1 protein-coding gene and 1 pseudogene are annotated in these 2,045 nt (G+C 63.0%); both read right to left on the bottom strand.

All coding sequences use genetic code 11. The features are described 5' to 3' along the window. A pseudogene (locus tag N440_RS20285) lies at nt 1–851 on the bottom strand (hypothetical protein); the annotation flags it as partial. Nucleotides 852–1,243: 392 nt separating this feature from the next. Next, nucleotides 1,244–2,045 (bottom strand): autotransporter outer membrane beta-barrel domain-containing protein (locus N440_RS20280; RefSeq protein ID WP_133936460.1); only part of this gene is annotated, 802 nt, incomplete at its 5' end.

Raw genomic sequence — 2,045 nt, 5'->3', positions numbered from 1 at the left:
ACATCCACGTCGGCGTGGACCTTCAGTGCCGGGGTGCTGGTGTTGGGCTGGATGTCGATCAGGACGCCGTTGCCGGCGACCAGCTCGGCGCCGTTACGCAGGGTGATGTCCACATCAGTGTCGTTGCCGTCGCTGGGCCCTACGTAGATCGCACTGCCCGTGGTTCCTTCCAGGCGTGAGGCGTCCACCACAAGCGTTGACGGTTGCGTGGTGAACCCGGCCATATGGTTGGAAACCAGGTAGGCACCGTACAGATCGCCGCGCACGGAAGAAGCGTTCTGGACAGTCGCCGAGCCGGCGATGACAAGAAGGCCAGCTCCGTTCCACGGCACGCCCGTGTCGATGGGGTCCGTCTTGCCGATCAGCGTGGACCCAGAGACGGTCAGCTGACCGTTGCCATTGACCAGCGCGGCGGCCTGAAGTCCCTCTACCGTTGAGGCATCCAGCATTACTATCGGGTGGGGAGCGCTTGGGTTACGCTCATCCGTACCGAGCGTGAGGCCATAGCCGGCGTCATTGCGGATGCTGCTGCGAAGCAAGCTGGCATTGGAATTGAATAGGCTGATCAGCCCGGCGCCGAGGCGGCTACCAGAGAACTGGGCGTCGGTGGCATTGAGCGTACTCTGTGCACTGATACTGACGATCCCGGCGTTCGCGCCCGCAGCCAGGTTCAGGGTAGAGGCACGATACACATTCCAATCTTCCTTGGCATCACCGGCCACCACCGTATGGCTGGCACCATCGCCAAGGCTGCGTGCGGCGGAAGCGGGCGCTGCCATGCAGAGTGACAGCGCGGTGGCCAGCAGGCACGGGGCAAGCTGGATGGGGGAACGACGAACTGCGATCTTCATGACGGAACTCCTGTGGGTATCGAACTTCAGGAAAGGAACCGCGTTCACTTCGTCGCGCTGTTGCATCGCCTGTGCAAAGTGAATTGACCGAAAGGACGGCACCCTTCAACTGAGTGGCGCAGTGAAGATGTCATCCAATCCCAGCTACGACGTTCCCCGTCGCGGGCTGCTTCACTGCGCCATGGAAGGCATGGGTAGCAGTGTGTAAGCCCGGTTAGGGGTTCGGAATGCAATTTGTTGCATACGAATCAGGACAACATCTGTCGTGTATGGGTCTGTTCATGCAAAGCGGACATAACGCTTTTCAGCGGGCTAGCCAGAATGAAAAGCCTCCGGGGCGTCGCGCGTCTTGATGACGCATGACACCCCGGAAGCACGGCTTACCGTGGTGATTACCAGCTGTAGCTCAGGCCCACCTGCGCACTGGTCTGGTGGTAGCCACTGGCCCGTTGCAGCGACAGGCCGCCCCAGGCGCCGATGCCGTTGCTGAACTTCACCGACGCACCGCCGCTGAACTCTCCACGGCTGCGCGGGATGCGCGCATCCACCACCTCATCGTCCATGCGGATCTGCGATTCGGCACGGGTATGCAGCCAGTTGGCGGCAAGGTAGGGCTGCACTTCCGCCGCGCCATTGCCCCAACGGGTCACGCCAGACAGACGCAGGCCTGCGCGGCCGAACAGGCCATTGGCATTCTCGGCGCCCACCACCGTGCCGTTGGCTTCGGTATGGCGGTTGCTGTCCCAGCGGCTGTAGCCCACCTGCAGCTGCGGCTCCAGATAAATGCCACCATTGCTGGCGCCGCCCACGCGGAACGCGTAGCCGGTTTCCACCGCACCCTGCCATGCCCGGCTGTCGTAGCGCTCGGCAGCCAGGCCAATGCCTTCCACGCGGTTGCGGAACTGCGCACGCTGCAGCGAACCATCCACATAGAAGCCCGCATACGGGTCGGCGCCGTTGCCGCCACGCCAGGTGCCGTAGATGCCCAGAGCCTCGCCCTTCACCTTGCCGCGGGCGTAGTAACCGCTCAGTTCATTGGTGGAGGTGCTGCTGGCATTACCACTGGACAGCATCACGCCCGCACTGCTGCCCGATTCGTGACGCCACAGATCGGCACCAACGGTCAGCGCCTGGCTGTTGCCGTGGATGTCGAGCTGGCGGCTGATGGCATCGAAGCCATTGCGCGAGCCGTCC

Origin of the sequence: Stenotrophomonas sp. CC22-02, assembly GCF_004365115.1 — a bacterium.
GTDB lineage: Bacteria > Pseudomonadota > Gammaproteobacteria > Xanthomonadales > Xanthomonadaceae > Stenotrophomonas > Stenotrophomonas forensis.
This window is presented reverse-complemented; position numbering and strand designations above follow the sequence as displayed.